Annotated in this window: 13 protein-coding genes; 12 read left to right on the top strand and 1 reads right to left on the bottom strand. The window is 63.2% G+C overall.

Annotation, left to right across the window (positions count from 1 at the left end):
• The first annotated feature begins 39 nt into the window (after nt 1–39).
• The 9 genes from K1X11_RS18425 to K1X11_RS18465 all read left to right on the top strand — a co-directional run bounded on the left by K1X11_RS18425 (nt 40) and on the right by K1X11_RS18465 (nt 16,156).
• Complete coding sequence (locus tag K1X11_RS18425; protein ID WP_221030628.1) at nt 40–2,883, top strand: PD-(D/E)XK nuclease family protein; 2,844 nt, start codon at nt 40–42, stop codon at nt 2,881–2,883.
• Nucleotides 2,880–6,035, top strand: a complete 3,156-nt coding sequence (locus K1X11_RS18430; protein WP_221030629.1) for a UvrD-helicase domain-containing protein — start codon at nt 2,880–2,882, stop codon at nt 6,033–6,035. Before K1X11_RS18425 ends, K1X11_RS18430 begins: the two co-directional genes overlap by 4 nt.
• A 74-nt stretch (nt 6,036–6,109) precedes the next feature.
• Nucleotides 6,110–6,205 carry an AURKAIP1/COX24 domain-containing protein gene (locus tag K1X11_RS18435; RefSeq protein WP_221030630.1) on the top strand — a complete coding sequence of 32 codons (96 nt, stop codon included), beginning with the start codon at nt 6,110–6,112 and terminating at the stop codon, nt 6,203–6,205.
• Nucleotides 6,206–6,509: 304 nt separating this feature from the next.
• Complete coding sequence (locus tag K1X11_RS18440) at nt 6,510–7,553, top strand: type IV pilus biogenesis protein PilM (RefSeq protein ID WP_221030631.1); 1,044 nt, start codon at nt 6,510–6,512, stop codon at nt 7,551–7,553.
• On the top strand, nt 7,525–8,142 hold the full coding sequence (locus K1X11_RS18445; RefSeq protein ID WP_221030632.1) for a hypothetical protein: 618 nt from the start codon (nt 7,525–7,527) through the stop codon (nt 8,140–8,142). Before K1X11_RS18440 ends, K1X11_RS18445 begins: the two co-directional genes overlap by 29 nt.
• Before the next feature lie 10 nt (nt 8,143–8,152).
• The gene (locus tag K1X11_RS18450) at nt 8,153–8,728 is read left to right on the top strand and encodes a hypothetical protein (RefSeq protein ID WP_221030633.1); all 576 of its coding nucleotides are present in this window, start codon (nt 8,153–8,155) and stop codon (nt 8,726–8,728) included.
• Entirely contained in the window at nt 8,725–9,219 is a 495-nt protein-coding gene (locus K1X11_RS18455) for a hypothetical protein (RefSeq protein WP_221030634.1), read from the top strand. The genes K1X11_RS18450 and K1X11_RS18455 overlap by 4 nt, the downstream gene beginning before the upstream one ends.
• Nucleotides 9,220–9,227: 8 nt before the next feature.
• On the top strand, nt 9,228–11,012 hold the full coding sequence (locus tag K1X11_RS18460) for a secretin N-terminal domain-containing protein (protein ID WP_221030635.1): 1,785 nt from the start codon (nt 9,228–9,230) through the stop codon (nt 11,010–11,012).
• 29 nt (nt 11,013–11,041) lie between these two features.
• Nucleotides 11,042–16,156 carry a beta strand repeat-containing protein gene (locus K1X11_RS18465; RefSeq protein ID WP_221030636.1) on the top strand — a complete coding sequence of 1,705 codons (5,115 nt, stop codon included), beginning with the start codon at nt 11,042–11,044 and terminating at the stop codon, nt 16,154–16,156.
• 103 nt (nt 16,157–16,259) lie between these two features.
• On the opposite strand, the gene K1X11_RS18470 is transcribed toward K1X11_RS18465, so the two are convergent.
• Nucleotides 16,260–16,874 (bottom strand): CPBP family glutamic-type intramembrane protease, encoded by a 615-nt coding sequence (locus K1X11_RS18470; protein WP_221030637.1) that lies wholly within the window; start codon nt 16,872–16,874, stop codon nt 16,260–16,262.
• A gap of 136 nt (nt 16,875–17,010) precedes the next feature.
• Here K1X11_RS18470 and K1X11_RS18475 point away from each other — a divergent pair, with 136 nt between their 5' ends.
• From K1X11_RS18475 to K1X11_RS18485, 3 genes are all read left to right on the top strand, one after another.
• The gene (locus K1X11_RS18475; RefSeq protein WP_221030638.1) at nt 17,011–18,033 is read left to right on the top strand and encodes a polyprenyl synthetase family protein; all 1,023 of its coding nucleotides are present in this window, start codon (nt 17,011–17,013) and stop codon (nt 18,031–18,033) included.
• Between the two features lie 67 nt (nt 18,034–18,100).
• A complete protein-coding gene (locus tag K1X11_RS18480; protein ID WP_221030639.1) occupies nt 18,101–18,736 on the top strand; it encodes a sigma-70 family RNA polymerase sigma factor in 636 nt (211 codons plus the stop codon).
• Nucleotides 18,733–19,593 (top strand): hypothetical protein, encoded by an 861-nt coding sequence (locus tag K1X11_RS18485; protein ID WP_221030640.1) that lies wholly within the window; start codon nt 18,733–18,735, stop codon nt 19,591–19,593. The genes K1X11_RS18480 and K1X11_RS18485 overlap by 4 nt, the downstream gene beginning before the upstream one ends.
• Nucleotides 19,594–19,671 lie beyond the last annotated feature (78 nt).

The raw sequence follows: 19,671 nt of genomic DNA on the forward strand, positions 1-19,671 counted from the left end.
GCGGTGAGCGACGAGCCCGCCTAGCTGAGTGGCTTGTCGATGCCGCCCGATTCCCGCTCTGCCGCTGCGCCGCGCCTATGCGCCCTGCCTTGGTCGTTACCCCTGCCGGAGGCGGCGGCCGGCTGGTTGATCGAGCAGGCGGCGTGGACGGGGGAGGGGCCTCTGGATTTACGCGATTGGTTGATCGTAGTGCCAACCCGCCAGTCGAGTCGGCGGTTGCGGGAGGCCTTGGCGCAGGCGGCGGCGGAGCGCGACCAAGCCGTTTTCTCGCCGCGCGTGGTGGTGCCGGAGCAAATCCCGGCGTTGTTGGTGGAGTTGCCGCCGGTGGCCAGTCGGCTCGAGAGCACGCTCGCGTGGGTGCGGGTGCTGCAGGAGGTGCCGTTGGGCGAGCTGCGGGTGCTGCTGCCGGTGGAGCCGCCGCAGCGAGATTTTGCGTGGGCGCTGGGATTGGCGACGCGACTGCTGCGCGTGCAGGGGCAGTTGGTGGAGGAGGGACTGAGTTTTAAGGCGGTGGCCGAGCGGGAGGGCCATCCGGAGCAGGAGCGTTGGCGGCAACTGGGATGGTTGGAGGACCGTTGGCGGGTCGTTTTGGCGGAGGCGCAGCGCCAACCGCGAGGAGATGCGGAGGCCGCCGGACTGGATTCGGTGCAGGTGCCGGAGGGCTGCGCGCGGGTGGCTTGGATCGGCGTGCCGGATGCGCTGGGGGTGGCGGTGAATTACGGTGAACGGCTGGCCGCGCTCTGTCCGGTGGACGTGTTGGTGTATTTCGATCCGGCGTTTGGCGCGGTGGACGACGCCTTCGATGCGTGGGGGCGTCCGAGGTCCGATTTTTGGGCGGGACGGGAGTTGCCGTGGCAGGATTTTGAGCGGCAAGTGCGTCTGATGGCCAACCCGGCGGCGCAGGCGGAACGCATCGCTGCGGTCGCGCAACAACATGAGCGGCCGGATGAATGGCTGGCGGTGGCGCTGGTGGATCCGGAGGTGCGGGCACCACTGGAGCAGGAATTGGCGGCGGCCGAGGTGCACAGCTTCAACCCCGAAGGCGAACCGTGGGCGCAGGGTCGGCTTTACGGCCTGCTGGCGAAACTGGCCGCGTTGGTGGCGGCGCCGGGTGAAGCCGAGATCGGCGCGCTGCTACGGCATCCGGATGTGTTGGCGACGCTGATCGCCGGGCGCGGTCCGCAGGGGGAGACGGCCCTACCCACGACCTTGCTGGAGCAATGGGACCGCCTGCGCGAACAGCACCTGGTGGAGGACTTGGCGCAGGCGCGGACTCATGCGGGGCGTTGGCCGCTGCTGCAGGCGGCGCTGGCGCAGGTGGCGGACTGGCGCGAGCAGATGCTGGATGGTGCCTTCGTCGACGGGGCGATCGCATTGCCGGCGCGATTTTACGGCGATCGGGAAATCGAGGGCGGCTCCGCGTTGGCTGAGGCTGCCCGGCATTGGGTGGAAACGGTCGAAGCGTGGGAAGCGGCGGGCGGGTTGGTAGACGGGCTTAGTCGGGCGGAGCAATGGCGCCTCGCGGTGCAAGGTTTTGGCGAGGGCGCGCGCTTTGCGCCGAAGCCCGCCGACGCGCTCGAGCTCGGCGGTTGGCTCGAGCTGCTCTGGGCCGATGCCGAGCGCGTGGTGGTGGCCGGCGTGAACGAAGGTCTGTTGCCGGAATCGGTGGTGGGCGACGCGTTCCTGCCGGAGGGCCTGCGGGTGGAACTCGGGCTGCGCAGCAACGCCCAGCGCGGGGCGCGCGACGCCTACCTGTTGGCGGCGGTGCTGGCGTCACGAAAAGGTGAATACGTCGAGCTGTTGGTGGGCAAAACGGCGGACAATGGTGAACCGTTGCGGCCATCACGACTGTTGCTGGCGGGCAACGACGAAGCGCTGCCGGCGCGGGTGCGCCGTCTTTTCCGTCCGTTGGAGTCACAGCAAGCCAACCTGCCGTGGCGCCGCGCGTGGCAACTCGAAACGCCGCGCGCGAAACTGCCGGACGCGGTGTCGGTCACGGCGCTGCGCGATTGGTTGGATTGTCCGTATCGGTTCTACCTGAAGCGCGTGCTGCGCATGGAGCCGCGTGACCTGCAGAAGGCCGAACTTGATGCGCGGGACTTTGGCTCGTTGGTGCATCTCGCGCTGGAGGCGATGGGCGAGCAACCGGCGCTGCGCGACTGCACCGACGAGGGCAAACTGCGGGACGGATTGTTGGCGGTGCTGGAGGCGGCGGCGAAGGAACGGTTTGGCGACACGTGGAGCCTGCCGCTGCAAATCCAAATGGAGTCGGCGCGCCAACGCTTGCGGCGGGTGGCGGCGGTGGAAGTGGCGGAGCGTCAGGCTGGCTGGCGCACCGAGCGGGTGGAGTGGGAATTTGCGGTGCCACTCGGACCGCTGACCGTGCGCGGCAAGATCGATCGGATCGATCGGCACGAAGACGGGCGCGTGAGGGTGATCGACTACAAAACGTCGGACCGGCCGGTGGAGCCGATCGAGGCGCACCTCGACCGGTTGCGGGAGGATGATCACGACCGGCCGGAATGGTTGCGGGTGGAGTATGGTGGCAAGGAACGCCGCTGGTGTGACCTGCAGTTGCCGCTCTATCGGCGGGCGTTGGCGCCGGAGTATGGCGACGAGCTGGATTGCTTGTATTTTAACCTACCCAAGGCGGTGGGCGAAACCGGCCTGCTGGCATGGCCGGAGGGCCTGCCGGAGTTGCAGCAGGCGGCGGAGCGGTGCGCGGAGCGCGTGGCGGAATCAATCGCGGCGGGCGTGTTCTGGCCGCCGGTGGAGGATGCTGGTCGGGCGGGGGATGAATGGGAACAGCTGTTCCATGACGGTGTGGCCGCGAGCGTGTCCGAAAATTGGATACGGCAGTCCGGCAAGGAGGTGGCACCATGAGTGCCGGACCCGGCCATGTAATGATTCTGGCTTCGGCCGGCGCGGGTAAAACCTATGCGCTGACGACGCGTTTTGTGCGGCTGTTGGCGGCGGGCGCGGAGCCGGCGCGGGTGGTGGCGCTGACCTTTACGCGGAAGGCGGCGGGCGAGTTTTTCGACGACATCCTGAATCGCCTCGCGGGCGCGGCGGCGAGTGAGGCGGCGGCGGAGCGGTTGGCGCGGGAGATTGAGCGACCGGAGTGGGGGACGGCGGATTTCCGCGGGCTGTTGCGCGCGATGATTGATGCAATGCCACAGCTGAACCTCGGCACCCTGGACGGGTTCTTCTCGCGCATGGTGCAGGCCTTTCCGTTGGAGCTCGGGTTGAGCGGTGAATTTAAGCTGCTGGAGGAGGCCGAAGCGCGCGGCGAACGGCAGCGGGTGCTGGGGCTCATCTTCGCGGCGGGCGCGGTGACCGAGGTCGCGCGGGAGGATTTTATCGAGTCGTTTAAGCGGGCCACTTACGGGGTGGAGGAAAAGGCGTTGGGGCGGCGGTTGGATGCGTTTCTGGATGAACACGGCGAAACGTATCTGAGTGCACCGTCGGCGCAGGCGTGGGGCAATGCGCGGCGGATCTGGCCGGACGGCTGTGCGTGGCTGGAGGACGTGCAGCCGATGGAAGCGGCGCTGGCGCGGTGTCAGGCGGCGTGGCCGTGGGCGGAGTTGAAGGACAAGCAGCGCGCGCGTTTGGAGCGGTTTGGCGAGCAAGTCGGCGCGTGGTCGCCGGGCGCGGCGTTTGGGCCGGACATGGAGTTTGTGCTCAAGAAAGCGTTGGCGGATTGGCCGGCGTTGTTGAGTGGCGGTGCGGAGCTGGTGATCGATCGGCTGAAGGTTTCGCTGGGGCCGGAATCGTGTGCGGGGTTGCGGGGCGTGGTGCAGATGGTGGTGGCGGCGGAGTTGGGGCGGCGGCTCGAGATTACCCAGGGCATCCACGCGGTGTTGCGCTGGTATGACCGGGTCTACGACCGGCAGGTGCGGCGGGTGGGCAAACTCACCTTTGGCGACGTGTTGCGGATCCTGACGCCGGAAGGTCCGGGGGAGGGGGCGGCGGCGCTGGAGCGCGACCTGATCGACTGGCGACTGGATGCGCGGTTCGACCACTGGTTGCTCGACGAATTCCAGGATACGAGTCGGGTGCAGTGGAGCATCCTCAAGCCGCTGATTGATGAGGCGGTGCAGGATCCCGAAGGGCGGCGCAGCTTTTTCTATGTCGGTGACGTGAAGCAGGCGATCTACGGCTGGCGGGGCGGCGATGCGCGGCTGTTTCGGGAGATTTTTGATCACTACAACGCGGCGCAACCGGGCGCGGTGCAGGAGGCGCATCTGCAGGTGTCATGGCGATCCGGACCTTCGGTCATCGCGATGGTGAATGCGGTGTTTGGCGACGAGGCCGCGTTGGCGGCGGTGTTGCCGGAAGCGACAGTGGCGCGGTGGGGGCGGGAGTGGCGCGCCCATGACAGTGCGCGGCCGGGGCTGGGCGGCTGGGCGGAATTGCGCGAGGCGGCGGATGAAGCGGAGCGTTTCGCGGAGACCTTGCGCATCCTGCGCGAAGTTGGAGCGGCCGAGCGTGGACTGACGGTGGCGGTGTTGGTGCAGAAGAACGACACGGGGGCGCGATTGGCGGAGTATTTGCGAGCCGAAGGCAGCTTGGCGGCGGTGGCGGAGAGTGACCTGCATGTGGCGTTCGATAATCCGCTGACCAGCGCGCTGCTGGCGCTGGTGCGGGCGGCGGCGCATCCGTGGGATCGGTTTGCGCGCGGGCAGGTGGAGCTCACGCCCGTGGGAGCGGTGTTGGCGGATTTGGGGTGGCGCGACGGCGAGCGTTGGGTGCTGCGGGTGCTGGGGGAAATCGAGGAGCTCGGTTTTGGGGGCGCGCTGGCGGCGTGGGTAGCGCGACTGGAGCCGAAGTTGGCGGCGGACGATGCGTTCAGTCGCTTGCGGGCGCGACAGGTGGTGGATGCCGCGCGGCGATTTGACGAAAACGGCGGCGGCAGCGTGGCGGCGTTTTGGCAATGGATGGAGTCGTTCACGCTGCGCGAAACGGAATCGCCCGGTGTGGTGCGCGTCATGACCGTGCACAAGGCGAAGGGCCTCGGCTTTGATATGGTCATCGTGCCGGATCTGCAGGGGCAGAGTGTGGATCGGCGGCGCCAGGGACTGGCGGTGCATCGCGACGTGGCGGGTGACGTGGATTGGGTGATGGATTTGCCGGCGAAACTCATGGTCGACAACGACGAGGCGCTGTCGGCGTTGGCGGAAGAAGACGCGGCAGAGTCGGCTTACGAAGCACTTTGTCGGCTGTATGTCGCGCTGACCCGGGCGAAGCGCGCCTTGTATGTGCTGGTGGAGCCCACCGGGCGATCGCGGTCTCGGAATCTGCCTAAACTGTTGCAGGGCGCATTGGGTGACACGTGGTCGGACGGAGATGCGTTGTGGTGGCAGGCGATTGCCGAGGTGGACGATGTCGCCGGGGCGGGGCAGGGCGGCGACGAGCCGGAGTGTTTGCCGGTGCAGAGGCGGCGGCGTCGCTTGCTGGCGCGCACGCCGTCCGGCGATCGGGGTGCGGCGCTGGCGGGCAAAGTGTGGTTCTCGCGACGTGCGGGCGACCGAGCGGAGCGAGGCACCGCAGTGCATGCGTTGCTAGCGACCATTGAGTGGTTGAACGAAGGCGCGACGGGATTGGCGGAGTGGAGCGAGGCGCAACGGGCGGTCGGGCATGACGGAGAAGCGCTGGCGTGGCTGGAGCACTGCTTGGCCGCGCCAGAACTGATGGTGGCGCTTGCACCGCCGGTGATGCAGGAAGGGGAAGCGACGGTCGAGCTGTGGCGCGAGCGCGCGTTTGAGGTGGCGTTGGCAGACGTATGGTTAAGCGGCTCGTTTGATCGGGTGACGGTCTGGCGTGATGCGGCAGGCAACGCGTGCCGCGCGGTGGTGGATGATTTTAAGACGGACCGGGTGGACGCGGGCGCGGTCTTGGAGGAGCGAGCGCAACGCTACCGGGAGCAGCTCGAGCGGTATCGTCGAGTGGTGGGGCGCCTGACTGGATTGCCGATGTCGGCAGTGGGGGCACGGCTAGTGTTTTTGGAGCCGGGGCGGGTGATTTCGCTGGGGTGAAATAGCGCTTTACAGGGCGGAAAGCGTTCCGCAAGTTGTCCGGCTCTTTACTTCAATCCGACCACTTTCCAGTCATGGGTAATCTCAAAAAGAAACGCCGCCTCCAGATGAACAAGCACAAGCGCCGCAAGCGCTTGAAGTCGAATCGCCACAAGAAGCGCTCGTGGTAATCGACCGGTGCGACGCATTTGGCGTCGCGCCTCTGGCACGAACTGGCCATCCGGCTCGCCGTTGATTTCACGGCGGGCTTTTTTCGTATCTGTTTGGTAGGCGGGGGTGTGAGGTGGTTGTCTGAGGGGATGGCCCGATTCTGCTAACGGATGGTAAATACCAGTTTGCAACTTAATCGGGGCCGGATTTTGCCTTGTCTTGCCTTGGTTGTAGTAAGAGGTTTGCGGCGCTGGTCCCCCCTCGCACCCGGGTTCTGAGAGGATTCGGGAAGGGTCCGGTATTCTACCCAATCCACACTTTCGCATGTTATTTGCCTCAAAGCCGAAAGGTTTGTTCGTCGAGTTCGCGAACCACGCGCGGCGTGTTGTGCGCGCGAACGCGGCTACCTCTCCGATGGTGATCGAAGAATTTGCGGAGTGTGACGAGTCGGACACCGAAGGCTGGGGGGAGATTGTGGAGCATTTTTTGCCGAAGAAAGCACCACACGGCCTTCTGCAGTCCGTCTGTTCGGTGGTTCCGCCGAAACGGTTGCTGCGCAAGGCCACGATTGAACCCAAGAAGTTGGGGGATGCCAAATACCTGAGTGAGTTTGCGGCGGGGCAATTTCGCATCGATCCGGCGGCCTATAAGTTGGCCATGATCAATGCCAAGGACGGCCGTGAGTATGACATGAAGGCGGCCGCGGAGAAGGAGGTCCTGATCACCGGGATGCCCAAGGCGGTGGTGGAGGAAGTGCAGGAGCACATTCTGGAGGAGAGTGTTTACCCGGAGCGCTTGGAGCTGGGGTCGCTGGCAGCCATCGGGGCGTTGCGCGATTACCTGCGTTTTGCAGATATCCGCAATCCGGTCGTGATGATTGAGTTGGAACTCGATTCCACGCATTCGTTCATCGTTTCTCCGGACGGGGTGGAGGCGTCTCGCCTGTTGCCGCACGGGCTGAATTCCATGATCCCGGTCGTGCAAAAGGAGTTGGGACTGAAAGATGAGGAGTCGGCGAAGAAGCTGTTTTTCTCCAACACCTTCGATTTTACCGGGATGGGTCCGGCGCTGATCAAGCGACTCCTGCACGAGCTTCAGTCATCGATCGGCTTCTTTGAGGTGCAGACGGGCCAGTCGATTGGTCAGGTCTTCTGCTTCAACCTCGCTTCGAAGCTCTTGTGGCTCGAAGACGTGATCGCGGCTCAACTGGGAGTGGAAACCATGAGCTTCGATCTGAAGCCGTGGTTGGAGTCGCACGAAATCACTTTCTCGGAAGAAACGTCCGCCATGGAACTGAGCCGTGACTGGTTTGGTGTGCTGAGCCTGCTGCCCCGATACGATGCTATCAAAACTGAAGAAAAAGAGTGATGCGACGGAAGTAACGGTGCCGTCGTGGCACTTGGACTTCCGTGATACGGACGCGCTTCCGGATATGAAGCCGATCCGGACGGCGTTTTTCATCAATGGTCTGGCGATCCTGATCGCGGCGATGTCGCTGCTGTTGTTCGCCTACCAGGAGTTGGAGCTCTATTCCCTGCGTAGCCAGATCGATGATTGGGATCGTCAAATCGAGCAGGACCGTGCGCAGAGCGGGCAAGCCGCGGCGGCGTTCAAGCAATTCCAAGCCCAAGAGCGTAAGATTAAGGAAACGGAAGCCTTCCTGAAAACGCCGATGAAGCTATCGACGTTCCTGCTGCGTTTGGGCGAAATCCTGCCGGAAAACATCAAGATCGACACGATCGACTGGCGGGGTCGCACGATCACGTTGCGCGGGACGGTTTCGGGGTCGCCGGATGAGGCCAGCGGCTACGCATCAGGCATGGTCGAGTTGTTGAATAGCGACGAGGTGTTCGGACCGGTTTTTGACGATGCGGTGTTGACCAGCCTTCTGCGCAATCCGGCGTCGGGCATGTTGGCGTTGGAAATTCGCTTGGAGTTCACTCAGGAGGCCAAGTGAGGACATAGTCATGAACGGTTCAGCCATCATCACTTTCATCAAAAAGCACCCGGTCGGAGTCGGGTGTATGTTGCTCGCGATCGTGCTGTTCATCGGCCGTTCAGTGCGGGCTGGCAGCATGGACAATCTGGATGCGGAGCTGCACGAAAAGACGCGCCAAGGGGAACGTTTCAAAAACAACCTGCGTTACGCGTCCAAACTCGATGAGCATCTGGCGACCGTGAATCGGGCGGTGGGAATCATCGACGAGCGCGCGATCAATCCGGCCTCACTGGCGACCAACCTGCAGTTCTTTTACCGCCTCGAGTCAGAGTTGGGGCTTACGCTGATCGATCTGCGCCAAGGCTCGCCGGAGCGGGGCAAGCAGAATGGGTCTTACATCGGCGTGCCCTACACCGTGGCGGTTGAAGGCACTTATCGGCAATTGATGCAGTTGCTGCAGCGGCTCGAAAACGGGTCGCACTATGTGCGGTTTCTTTCCTCCAACCTGGCTCCCAGCCGCTCCCAAGCGGAGCAAGGCTCCGACCCCACGGATCCGGTGCTGGTCTTGAGCCTCAACCTCGAACTCCTCGGTCGCACGCAATGAGAACCTCGTCCAGTCGGGTCCTGATCACCGTCCTCGGACTGGTCATTTCGACCGCGCTCCTCCGGTCACAGGGGGCCGACGTTTTGCCCGGCAATCGGCGGCTGCCGACGGTCGAGCTCGCGGCCTCGCTCGCCGACCGGGACCCGATCGCGGCCTTGCCGGAAGATCTTAACAACCCGTTTTACCCGGACTATCTGAAGCCGAAGGAGCAGCCTGATGAGCCGGGAAGTCTGCTCCCGGACACTCCGACCGGACCGTCCAGTAACTACGAGTTGTTGGAGACGATCGCGCCGGAACTTACCCCGAGTGGCACCATGGTGTTGGGTGGGGAACCGCTGCTGTTATTTGGTCAGAAGAAAATCCGGGTCGGTGGCGAACTGCCGATCATTTACGAGGGGCGTCGTTACACGCTGATCATCAGCGCCATCGAATCCTCCTTTTTCACTCTCCGGCTCGGTGAAGCCGAATACACCCGTCCCATCAAACCTTGATATCCATCATGAGGACACGACTCATCCCCCTTTCGTTAGCAGCGTTCACTCTCAGCCTGACTGCCTGGGCCCAGAACGCCGTGCCGCCTGGTGTGACCGACTTGCCGCCGGCGGACCAGATGCCCGCTGCACCGGACATGATCGACGAGAATGATGATACTGCCATCGCCGAACCCGCGCCGCCAGAGCCCGCGGTGGTGATCGCCGACGATGTTACGGCCTCCTCTGTAGCCCGTGCTCGCGACACGCTGTCGGTGGATTTTCCGGATGAGGAAATTCGCAACATTTTGCGTAACGTCGCCGACCTCTTTGAGCTGAATCTGGTCATCCCCGACACCCTGCAGGGCAACACCTCGATCAAGTTGCGCGATGTCACTTGGCGCCAGATCTTCGAGGTCGTGTTGGCCCCGGTGGGCTACACCTTTGTCGAAGAGGGCAATATCATCAAGGTGGTGAGTCAGGAGTCCTTGTTGCAGGAGCCGGTGAGCACGGATGTCTTCGTGATCAATTACGCTCGAGCCGGTGATCTGCTGGGTTCCATCGAGCCGCTCATCGATACCGCGGTCGGAGGTCGCATCGTGGTGAATGCGCGCAGTAACGCGTTGGTGATCACCGAACGCCCCTCGCGCCTCAGTCGCATCCGCCCGATCATCGAGCAGTTGGATAAGGCCACCGACCAGGTCATGATCGAATCTAAGTTTGTGGAGGTCACCGACCGCGACGTGAAGAACATCGGGGTGAACTGGTCCTCTCTGAGCGGTTACCAAGTCGGTGTCGGCGGTATCGGTCGCACCTACGATTCAACCAGTGGCAATACCTACTCCAACGAGTCTTCGACCGAGAGCGTTCGTGAGAATGAGAATACGAACGAAAGCGAATCTTCGTCGGGGACCGATGGCTCCACGACGAGCGGTTCCACCTCCACCACGACTTCCACCATCACTACAGGTGGCGGTGCCACGAGCACCAGCACCTTGGCCAACTCCCTGGGCAGCACGAATGGCACGACCAGCAGCTCGACTGACACGGTCACGGCGGTCAATTCTCTGACTGATACGATCAACAATCTCAGCAGCCTGATCGGCACGGGCGGCACGCAGCGCAGCACCACCGCGGTATTTTCGGCCGATGAGTTCGCCCTCGTGCTCAGCGCGCTGCAGTCGCAGAACGAAACCAAGCTGGTTTCGAATCCGACGGTCGTGACCCTCAACAATACCGAAGCGCAGATCAACGTCGGCGCGGAGTATCCGATTCCCAACTACACTTACAACGCTGAACGCGGCACGTTCGAAGTGGCCGGTTTTGAATACCGCCCGGTGGGCATCATCCTCAAGGTGACGCCCCAGGTGAATGCCCAAGGCTTCATTAAGCTCTCCATCGAGCCGGAAGTCAGCAGCCAGAATGGTTTCACCAGCTTTGGCGGCGCGGGTGGCGCGCAGATCCCGATCATCGCGACGCGCAAAGCGAAGACACAGGTTTCTCTCCGCGACGGTTATACCATGGGCATCGGTGGACTCATCGAGTCCAACACGTCCAATGGCCAAACCAAGGTGCCACTGCTCGGTTCCATTCCTGGACTCGGCCGTCTCTTCCGATCGGATAACAAAACGGAAGACAGCCGGAACCTCCTCATCTTCATCACGGCCAAGACGCTTTCCGCTGAGGGCGCTAGCGTCGAAGAGGTCTTCGACCCGCGCACGGTGCGCCGCATGAAACTGCGACGCGACGAACTCCCCGGTTTCCGCGATGGCTCTGATCCCTTCCTGCCAGCGGCCGAAGAGGATCCGGAGTGAGCCCTGCAACCATCGATCCCACCACGATCATGAAAACTTCCTTTTCCCCGATGCGCTGCATCGCCTGGGTCGTGGGGCTGTGCCTGATCGGCATGACCCAACTCGCGGCCGCTCCCATCATCAGCGTAACCGGCGCGACGGTGAGCCCCGGCTCAGTCGAGCCAGGCGACGCGATCGAGATTGAGCTGGCCTTGGCGAATTCCCAAGCCGCGCAGGAGCCGGCCGTGCCCGGAGACACCCTAGCTGCGGGCACCAGCATTACGGCCACGATTACCTTCACGCACATGGACACAGGGACGCAGTTTGTCGTCTCCGGGACCGGACAGACTCCCGATGCGATCGACCCGGAGGGTAACGGCACGGTAAAGATCTCGGGCTTCGTGCCCACCCAAACCACCGACCAAGGCGGTTATCGTATCGACGTGGCGGTTACGGCTCCGAGTGCTTCTTCGTATTCCAGTGCGGATCAGGCGCTCACGCTGAATGGCAGCCCCGACTTTGTGGTGACGTCGCTCACCTATCCGGCGGGTATCAGCTACGAAGGCGGCGATACCATCCCGATGAGCCTGACCTACACGAATCGGGTGAATACTTACGGCTCCAACAACGTGCCTTACGTGCCGGGCGCTTTAGGTTTTTCGGACTACTTCCGTATCGAAGTCATCCTTTCCTCGAACCCTACCTTCGGGGATGCCGATGACTTCCTTCTCACCTTCTTTGATATCGGTAGCCGCGTGGATGCCGATGGAGTGGATCGCACGCTGAATTGGACTCAGCTGCTACCAGGCAACTTCCCGGGTTCGTTCTACGTTATAGCCAAGATCGACACGCTCGAGCAGGTCTCCGAGGTGGAGGAGAACAACGGTCGCGACGACGGCAACAACGTCTGGCTCGATCCGGAAGGCACCCGCATCGCGCTCGATCCGACCAATTTCCCTACCGTCTACTGGACCAGTGACGAAGGTAACAACTGGAGCGACCAACCGGTCACCAGTGAAGACGGCCGCTACACGGTGTTTGCCTCCGATTCGACGAACCTCGTCGACGGTGACGGCAACAACCAACGCGACATCTTCGTTTACGACCAACAGACCTCGACCATTCGTCGACTCAACGTCTCCGAGCAAGGCGCCGAGGGTAACGGGGCATCCCAATATCCCTTCATCTCAGCCAACGCCAACCGGGTGGCCTTCTCCTCCGAGGCGACCAATCTGGTATTGGGCGACACCAACGGATTCTCAGATATTTATGTGGTGACCACCTTCACCGGTGCGATTTCTCGCGTGAGTCTTTCCAGCACCGGCACTCAGGCCAACGGCTCCAGCTTCCGCCCGGCGCTCAGCCAGGATGGACGGTATGTGGTTTTTGAATCCTCGGCCACGAATCTCGTGACGGGCGGCACCGCGACCGGCGTGACGCACATCTTCCTGCGCGACACCCAGACCGGCACCACCGAGCTGATATCGGTCGACGGCTCCGGCGCCGCAGGCAACGACGACAGCACCCAGGCGCGCGTCAGCGCCGATGGCCGCTACGTGGTGTTTGCGTCCGACGCCAGCAATCTGGTCGCCGGCGATGCCAACGGCACCCGCGACATCTTCGTGCGCGACCGCACCGCCGGCACCACGACGCGAGTGTCGGTCGCCACGGGCGGCACCGAAGCGAATGGCTTCAGCCGTTCACCGTCACTCACCAGTGATGGTGGTATGGTCGCCTTCAGCTCGGCGGCCAGCAATCTGGTGGCGGGCGATACCAACGGCATCCCCGACATCTTCGTGCACACGGTCGCGACCGGCGTCACGACTCGCGTGAGTATTTCCTCGGCGGGCGCTCAGGCTTCCGATCCATCCTCGGCCAACTTCCAACTGGGCTCGATCAATCCGAGCATCAGTGCCACGGGTCGTTTCGTCGCTTTTGCCTCCTTGGCCAACAACCTCACCGACGGTGATGCCGTAGGCCAATATCAGGGCACCGACAGCAACCGTTCCCTCGACATCTTTGTGCATGACCGCGACGTCACTGCGACCGGCACCTTCGATACTCCCGGCAATATCGCGACTGAGATGGTCAGCCGAAACCGTTTCGGTTATCAGACCCTCCGCGTGCTGGGTGAACCCTCCACCGCGGCATCCGACATCTTCCCCGCGATCAGTTCTGACGGCCGTTGGGTCGCGTTCCCGTCGGACGCGGAAGGTAACTCGGGCCTCGCCCACGGTGCGACCAATCGCACCTCGCCCGACACCAATGATTACCGCGACGTCTTCCTCCATGACCGCCGCATCAATGCGCTGCCGAATCCGGGCAACGACCCGACGGTGAGCATCACCGCGCCGATCAACGGCGGCTCGGTCGCGATCGGTTCCACCGTATCCGTGGTGGCCTCGGCCTCGGCTCCGGCCGGCACGGTCGCGTCGGTTGAATTCTTCGTGAACGGCAGTAGCATCGGCACCGTGACGCAGGCTCCCTATTCGGTGAATTGGAGCCCCACGGTCGCGGCGACCTACACGCTGAGTGCGTTGGTGATCGACAGCTTCGGAAACCGTGGCGTGTCCGGCACGATTTCGGTTACGGTGTCCACCACCAGCCCGGCGACGCCGTCGGTGACGGTGACCTCGCCGTCCGCCGGTGCGGTATTGCCGGTGAACACCAGCACCACGATCAACGCGACCGCCTCCGACAGCGATGGAACGATCGCCTCGGTCGAGTTCTTTGCCAACGGCCAGAGTTTGGGCATCGATACCAACTTCCCCTACAGCATCGCTTGGACGCCGCAGGCAACGGGTTCGTTTGCCATCACGGCCGAAGCCACCGACGACGGAGGCAACACCTCGGTTTCCGCGATCGTTCTGGCCACCGTGACTGGTGGTGGGGCGCCTTCGGCGACTCTCACGGCTCCGGGGGCGGGCAGCAGCTTTGTGGTCGGCACGACGATCCCGCTCTCTGCCACCGCCTCCGCGGTGTCGCCGGCCAGCGTGCAGAGCGTGCGTTTCCTCGCCAACGGCCAGCCGATCCTCGTTGATGCAGGCGAGCCCTATGTCGGCTCTTGGACGCCGGTAGCCTCCGGCGTCTACGCGTTGACCGTCGAGGTCACGGACAGCCTGGGCAACGTCTCGACCAGTGCCTCGACCTCCGTATCGATCATCGCGAACGGAGCCCCGACGGTCGCGTTGACTTCCCCCGTCAGCGGCACCAGCGCGCAACAGGGCACACCGCTGGCTCTCACGGCCACCGCGCTCGATCTCGACGGTTTGGTCGCCAATGTGACCTTCCTCGTGAACGGTGTGCCGGTGGGCACAGCCGCGGCCATGCCTTACACGGCGGTGTGGACTCCCCCGGGCCCGGGCAATTACAGCGTAGTTGCTCGAGCGACCGACAACTCGGGTAATTTCACCGATTCGGTGCCGGTGGTGGTGACGGTCGCGGCCAACGGTGCACCTACCGTCGAGCTGACCTTCCCGGCCAACGGCGCGACCACGCTGCTCGGCAACGGCCTGGAATTGCAGGCCTCAGCCAGCGACTCCAACGGTTCCATCGCGGCGGTGGAGTTCTTTGCCAACGGCGTTTCGGTGGGACGGGATACCACTGGTCCCTTCACGGCCAATTGGGTCCCCAATTCCACCGGCCTTTACCGGATTCGGGCTACGGCGACCGACAACGGTGGCTCGATCGCCTCCACCTCCGAAATCACTGTGGCGGTGCTCGATGCCGACGAAGCGGAGACGCTTTACTCGGGCATCTACATCGCCGGCTTTGAGTCGGGCAACTTCACCGTGGCCCGCCAAGGTGACCGCGGGGTGATTTTCGTCGGTTACACGGACTCGACCTCCGCGGGAATTCTCGGCATCGAGCCCCGCATCTACCACTACAACGTGCCGTCCATTTCCGCTGGCGGAAACTTCAGCCAGACGGTCGGCAACGCCACGGTCATTTCCGGAACGGTCGACGGTGCGGCCGCCTATGGCACCTTCGCCGCCGCCGATGCACAGGCCACCTTCAGCGGAGCGCTCTCCTCGGGTTCATCCGATGGTTACGCTGGTCCGACCGGGGTGATCTACGGCAGCCTCACCGACAACCAGGACAGTGAACTGCTCGCCTTGGTGGGACCGGATGCCTCGGTCACCTTCTACGCCCGCAAGGGCACGGCAGAGGACGTCAGCCTGCCCGGTAGCCTCGCCGCCGACGGCTCCTTTGACATCGCCACGGTGCGCGGTGGCACGATCTCCGGTATGATCGATCCGGAAACCGGATTCCTGTCCGGCACGCTCACCAACTCGCCTGCGTCAGGCGCGCTTTCCGGAGCTGCGAGCACCCCGACCCCGGCCGCCGATGGCTTCCTGCGCAACCTCTCCACCCGCGGTCACGTGGGCACCGGTCAGTCGGTGTTGGTGGCCGGTTTTGTGGTGAACGGTTCCACGCCCAAGCGTCTTCTGGTGCGCGCCATCGGTCCGACTTTGGGCACGTTCAATGTCTCTGGCGCAGTGGCCGATCCTGTTCTCCAGCTCTATCGCGGGGAAACGGTGGTCGCCACCAACGATAACTGGGGCGACGCCGCCGGAGTGCCGGCCGCATCCGCCACGGTCGGGGCCTTTGCGCTGCCGAGCGGCAGTGCCGATGCAGCCCTGGTCGCGACCCTGCAGCCTGGTGCCTACACCGCACAGGTTTCCGGTGCCGGTGGTAGCTCGGGCGTGGGTCTCGTCGAACTCTACGACGTCGATACCCAGACTCCGTTCTCTGCCGAAAAGGTGCTCAACGTCTCCACACGTGGTGAGGTCGGCACGGGCTCGAGCGCCCAGCTCATCGCGGGTGTGACCATCAACGGCACGACCGCCAAGCGCGTGCTCATCCGGGCGATCGGTCCGACCCTCAGCGAGTTCGGTATCGGCAATCCGCTCAACGATCCGGTGCTGCGCATCGTGCGCCAGTCCGACAGTGCGGTGGTGCGCGAGAACGACGACTGGGAAGTCGGCAATGACGTCGGTCAAGTGACCGAAGCCGGCGGCTCCGTCGGGGCGTTTGCGCTGCCGTCCGGTAGTCAGGACGCGGTGCTGCTCATCACGTTGCCGCCAGGTGCCTATACCGCGCTGGTCTCCAGCGGCGATGGAGATACCGGTGTAGCGATCGTGGAAGTCTACGAAGTGCCCTGATTCCGCACCGCACGCTCACTAACTCATTTCGCCAAGCGCGACGGGTGATCCCCGTCGCGTTTTTGTTGGTTCCGGAGGGAAGGGGGCGGGGCGGCGGTGAGGTTCAGAACCAGCCGACCACAAACCCTTGCGCGGCTTTGATGATGATGACGGCGAGATTCTTGGCGCCGTGGGCGGCGAAACACGGCAGCAGCGAGCGGCTGGAGTTAGCCGACATGAACCGCACGTAGTAAAACCACAGCGAACTGACGAACACCGCCGCGGTGCTGAACCAACCCTTGGTGCCGAAGTTCAGCGTCAGTCCTTCGTCGCCCCAGCTCCACAAGAACGGGTGGGCGAGGGCAAATACCAGAGAAGCAGCGAAGACGCCGCCGAGCAGAGTCGCTCTTCCCCGTGATTCCGCCGGCACGATAAAACCGCGAAAGATGATCTCCTCGATGACGGCCGCCAGCAGGGTGTAGAGGCAAAATAGCACGGTCACCTGCGACTGCTCGTCGGCGATGCCAAGTCGTAGTTCGCCCCACGTTTCGGCCGCGACGATCAGCAGGCCGCCCAGCACCGCGACGATAACGGCCAGCCAGGTCGTCGGCGTCGCCCCAGGTAGCGCTCCGGGATTAGGTTTGCCGGCGCGTTGGGCGGAAAAGTCCTGCCACCAAAGGAAGGTGAAATAACCACCGCCCGCGATGAGCGCCAAAGTGAGCCAAGGGGAGTCCGTCATGGGCGAAAAGCGTGCGAGGGCAGGGGAGCGGTCGGTAAGGCGCGGTTAAGGACGGGCGGGGTGGGGTAGAATGCGAACTAATTCTACGACTATTGGTTAGCCAAATCGAAGTGGGAGAGTTTGGGTAACCAATTCCATGAAACCCTCGGCCTCATCGACCTCGGCTCCGGCCCCGGCGCTCGACTTTGCGTCCGTCTTCCAACGGCTCGGGCCGCACGTCGCCGCGTTGGACGCCTGCCTGCGTGAGCAAATCGAGTCCTTCGAGACGGAGATTCGCGACATGGCCGACTATTGCATCGATACGTCGGGCAAACGCATCCGGCCGTCGTTGGTGTTTCTCAGTGGTTGGCGGAATGAGACGGTCAACCCCGCGCTGGTCAAGGTCGCCGCGGTGATCGAGTTGGTGCATCTGGCGACGCTGGTGCATGACGACATCATGGATGAAGCGGACATTCGCCGCGGGCGGGACACGGCGGTGCGTAGTTTTGGTCCTGAGGCGGCGGTGCTGCTGGGAGATGCCTTGTTCGCCCATGCGCTGCATCTGGCGGCGCAATTTCCGACCACGGAGGTTTGCTCGGCGGTGGCGGAGTCGACGCGTCGGGTGTGTGCGGGCGAGATCATTCAGACCATGCGCCGGGGCACCACAGAGATCTCACGGGCGGATTATTTCCGGGTGATCGATCTCAAGACGGCCGAGCTTTTCCGGGTGTCCTGCCGGTTGGGGGCCCGCCTGGCCGAGTTCTCCGATGCCTTTGTCGACGCGGCGGCCACCTATGGTCGGCAGCTCGGCATCGCCTACCAGATCTATGATGATCTGGCCGATTTCTTTGGCGAAGAGGCGCGTATCGGGAAAACCCTCGGCACGGATCTCGTGAGTGGGAAGCTCACGCTGCCGTTACTTGAGCTGGGAGACGCGTTGCCCGAGGACGAGCGAGCCGGGCTGGTGGCGGAGCTCACCGGCCAAGCCAAACCCGATATGGCTCGTCGGCTGGGCCAGCTGCAGGAGTTTGCTATCTTCGAGCGGGTGGAATCGGAGATTGAGCGGCAGATGGAGATCGGCGAGGAGGCGCTGGCACCTTTTTCGGATCAACCGCCGGTGGCCCGCCTGCTCACACTCGGATCGACGCTGCGCGCGCAGATTGCGGTCCTGCGGCCGTAGGCCGCGGACATTCCTCATTATCTTTCAAGTTGCGCGTTGAGAGTGCGAGGGCATCTTCGGGGAAGGTATGTCTATCGCCGCAAAAGTCCTGGGAAAGACTCTGGTGAGCTCGGAAGAGCGTCGCCAAGAGGCTGACAGTGACTGGACGATCGTCAAACAGGTGCAGGCTGGCGAGGTGGGAGCTTTTGATCAATTGGTGCTGCGCTATCGGGAGCGGGTATACGGTGTCGTCTATAACATGACGTCCAACCGGGAGGACGCGGCCGATCTTACGCAGGACGCCTTCATCAAGGCCTTCCAGTCGATCAACCGTTTTCAAGGGCAGTCTTCGTTCTTCACCTGGCTCTACCGCATCGCGGTCAATTCGACGCTAAGTCACTTGCGGAAGAACAAGTTGCGCACCTTTTTTAGTTTCGAGAAGATCACCGAGGACGACAAAACCACGGAGATTTTGGCTCAGCTCACCGACAAGGATGGCGCGGACAAGGAAGTCTATGTCCGCGAACTTCAGGAAAAATTGAACGAGGCGATGCAGAAATTGTCTATCAAGCATCGCACCGTGGTGACTTTGTTCGAAATCGATGGGTTAAGCCATGAGCAGATTGCCGAAGTGGTGGGCTGCTCCGTTGGCACCGTGCGTTCTCGACTCCATTACGCCAAACAGATCCTGCAGTCAGAACTACAGTCCTACTTGCGCCCATGAAGCAGCCCTCCAATCAACGCCCCCCTTCTCTGGACGACTTGTTTGCGCTTAAGCGCGCGGAGCGTCCGTCGCAGGAATTCTGGGACGATTTCCAGCGGGAGTTCCATGTCCGTCAACGTGCTGCCGCGATCGAACCCAAGCGCTGGTGGTTTGTGCTGCCCCGTATTTTTGTGGGCCTGTCCCGCTACCAGATGCCCATGGGAGCCGCGGCGGTGCTGGCCGTGACCTTCCTGTCTTTCCGTGAGTATCGTGAGCCTGGTTTTGAAGTGGCCTTCGCGCCGGCTTCGCCCGTGGCGACGAATCAATCAACCCGTGAACTGCTGGCTCCGGAGTCCGCGCAAATCGCGGCGGTGTCAGACGAGATCAGCGAGTCTCAGCTGGTGCAAAATGACGATTCCATCGCGACGCAGCAGGTTCGGGTCGCCGTGAGCTCGGTAGACGTCGCAGCCGATCCGATGCCGCTCTCTCCGATGGTGGTGTGGGCCGGAGTGGCCGATCGGTCGCCGTCCAAATCGGTTGCTGAACCCTCACCGTCCGCCCGTTCCATTGCGGCCAACTTGGCGGCGGTCCGCGCGGAGCAGCCTGAGATCGCTCGCCTGCCGGGTGAGCCCCAGATCAACTTGACCGCCAGTGCCCCGAGTTCGGAGCCCTTGGCCGGTATCGCGATGTCGGTCGGTTCCGCCCGCGAGCCTCTCTTCGCTTATCAGCCTGCGGGATCGCAGCTGAGCGATGACCAGGACGACGCGGATGGACCGGACATCCACTCCCGTATCGCCAGCCGCCTGAGTGACGACCAACTCTATGAGTCCGTTCGTCGTCTCACCGCCGGCGGCGATCGGCTGACGCTGAAGTTCTGAGCCAACTTCACGCGTCTTCCTCACGCACAACCGAAGCCCCGCTGGTCGCAGCGGGGTTTTTTGTAGGCGCAGTGCGGG

Source organism: Actomonas aquatica, from assembly GCF_019679435.2.
GTDB lineage: Bacteria > Verrucomicrobiota > Verrucomicrobiia > Opitutales > Opitutaceae > Actomonas > Actomonas aquatica.